Below are 2,432 nucleotides of genomic sequence, written 5' to 3'. Positions count from 1 at the left end.
TGCGTATTTCGGTGAATTCGGCCAGCCGTTTCGGAGTTATCCGGCCAGACCTTTTTAGTCCTTTTTCTTCTTCATTATTTTTACTCTATGTGACCGGATTGGTCCAGTTTTCTCATTGATTCTCCCTGTAGCTCTATTCGATGACTATTGTGCAGTAGTCGATCCAGCAGAGCGTCTGCAACTGTTGGGTTGTTTATCAACTTGTACCACTCGTTCACGGGGATCTGGCTGGCTATGATCGTGCTGCCTCTTTGATAGCGATCTTCCATCACATCAAGTAGATCATTAGCCTGTCTGGCCGTCAGTTTTTCCATGCCCCAGTCATCCAACACCAGGAGCTTTCTTTTGGACAGGTTATTGAGTTGTTGGCGGTAGCTGCCGTCCGCATGACCTGTTGATAAATCATCAAGTAAATGACCCAGGCGATAATAACGAACGGTGTGATGTTGCTGGCAGGCCTGTTCGGCCAGGGCACAGGCAAGGTAAGTTTTGCCACATCCGGTAGCGCCTGTGAGCAAGATGTTATGCCCATGATGAAGATATTGGCCGTTTAACAGTGAAGCCATTTTGTCTTTTCTTATCCCGCGCCCTGCACGGTAATCAATGTGATTCGGTTGTGCATCCAGTCGCAGTTTAGCCTGGCGCTTCAGACGTTTTATCTTGTTGTTATCCCGACATTGAAGTTCATAGTCAGCCAGTAAGCCGAGACGTTCTTCGAAGCTCATGTCGCTGTAAGTGGTGGGTTGTGCCTGCTGTCGTTCCAGGGCATGGCAGAAGTGGCTCAGTCGTAATGAGCGCAATTGTTCATTTAATGCAGAGTGCATTGGTTTCTCCTATTGGTAGTAGTGGTGTCCACGTACATTGGGGTGGTTGATGGGCGTGTCGTTATCCTGTTGCGGATGGTCAGACGGCTGTTCTTTGTGATGTTTCAGTAAATTGGATATCACCGTGTAGTAAGGTCTCTCCAGCAATAACGCTTTCTGACAGGCCGCTTCCAGACGTGCATCCCCATAGTGTTTGGAGAGGCTCAGGATACCTAAACAGCTTTTGATGGCCTGTTGGGGATGCTCACGGCGCTGGAACTGACATTGGATGACCGCATGTACTCCACAGCCGATATTCTGTCCCCAGTTAAGTAGCCGGGACTGACTCCAGCGCTGTTTAACATGCGCCTGCGGCATGTGTTCCGGGACCGTTGTGAAGCCGCCCTGTTTTGCACTTTTGGGATGCTGCGCCACGATTTCACCTTTGTGGTAAATGCGAACCAGACGCTGTGTGGCATCAATTTGCAATTGCTCACCAACCAGTTGATGAGGGACTGAGTAGGCGTGTTTGTCATACAGTACATGGTAATCCGGCCCGACTCTGGCACGTCTGGTATCCACATATTCATAAGTGTGAAGCGGCAGTGGCATCAGGGCGGGCTTATCCAGTTTTTCATACAGATGATGGCGGGAACCGGGATGCATCTTTTGCTGTCTGTGGTTTAAATCGTTGAGCAATGCTTTAATGGCGACATTCAGTCCCGCCAGGGTATGGAATACCTGATGCCTGAGCCGCATTAATATCCACCGTTCCACAATCAGCACCGCATTCTCCGCTTTGCTTTTGTCCTTCGGCTTATAAGGCCTGGCGGGCATGATGGCGGTGTGGTAATGGCGGGCCATACGGGCGTAGTTTTCATTGATAGTGGGCTGGTAACGATGGGTTTTGGTGACTGCCGCTTTGAGGTTATCCGGCACCAGGAGTTTGGGTACGCCACCGAAAAATTCAAACGCGTGAACATGGGCCATCAACCAGTCCTGAGACTGTTGTGAGTGACAGGCTTCCACATAGGTATAGTTTGAAGCGCCCAGGGTTGCCACAAAGATTTGGGCATCACGCACTTCCCCGGTATCAGGGTTAACAATGGGCACCGTTGGCCCGCAGTAATCGATAAACAGCTTGTCACCGGCAATATGATGCTGACGCATACTGCGCTTTTGTTTCTTAAGCCAGCGCTGATAATGTTCACAGAACTGAGTGTAACCATAGGCCGTTTCAGGCGCAGTTTCGCGATATTCCTCCCACAGCAATAGCTTCGTCATGCCTTTGCGTTTTAACTCCTGGTGCATGTCGACGAAATCAGGCGCGCGTTTCCTCTTATTGGATTGGCGGCCAGGATAAAGGGTGTTTTCTAACTGCGACTGGGTGAGATCATCCGGCAGTGGCCAGGCTAAATCAGAACGATTGAAGCTGGTGAGGAGATCAGTGACGGTGGAGGTCCCAATCCCCAGGCACCTGGCGATGTTTCGATTGCTCAGACCTGCCTCAAACTTCAGTCGCAATACATCGTAAATCTTATTCATATTTGTTCTCTTTCTGGGCATCAACTGGCTTCCTTAATCTTTAACGGACTAAGAAGAGCTTAGTTATTGATTTAATTAGAAAAA

At 49.5% G+C, this 2,432-nt stretch carries 2 protein-coding genes; both read right to left on the bottom strand.

Annotation, left to right across the window (positions count from 1 at the left end):
• Positions 1-80: 80 nt before the first annotated feature.
• Entirely contained in the window at positions 81-824 is a 744-nt protein-coding gene (istB, locus tag CALSC_RS02965) for an IS21-like element helper ATPase IstB (RefSeq protein WP_088239937.1), read from the bottom strand.
• Between the two features lie 9 nt (positions 825-833).
• Positions 834-2,369, bottom strand: coding sequence for an IS21 family transposase (gene istA / locus CALSC_RS02960; RefSeq protein ID WP_088239936.1), 1,536 nt, complete (start codon positions 2,367-2,369; stop codon positions 834-836).
• Between the last annotated feature and the right edge of the window lie 63 nt (positions 2,370-2,432).

Origin of the sequence: Calothrix rhizosoleniae SC01, from assembly GCF_900185595.1 — a bacterium.
In the GTDB taxonomy this organism is placed as follows: Bacteria; Cyanobacteriota; Cyanobacteriia; order Cyanobacteriales; family Nostocaceae; genus Calothrix_A; species Calothrix_A rhizosoleniae.
Note: the sequence above shows the minus strand (reverse complement) of the source record. Positions and strands in the feature narration are given on the sequence as shown.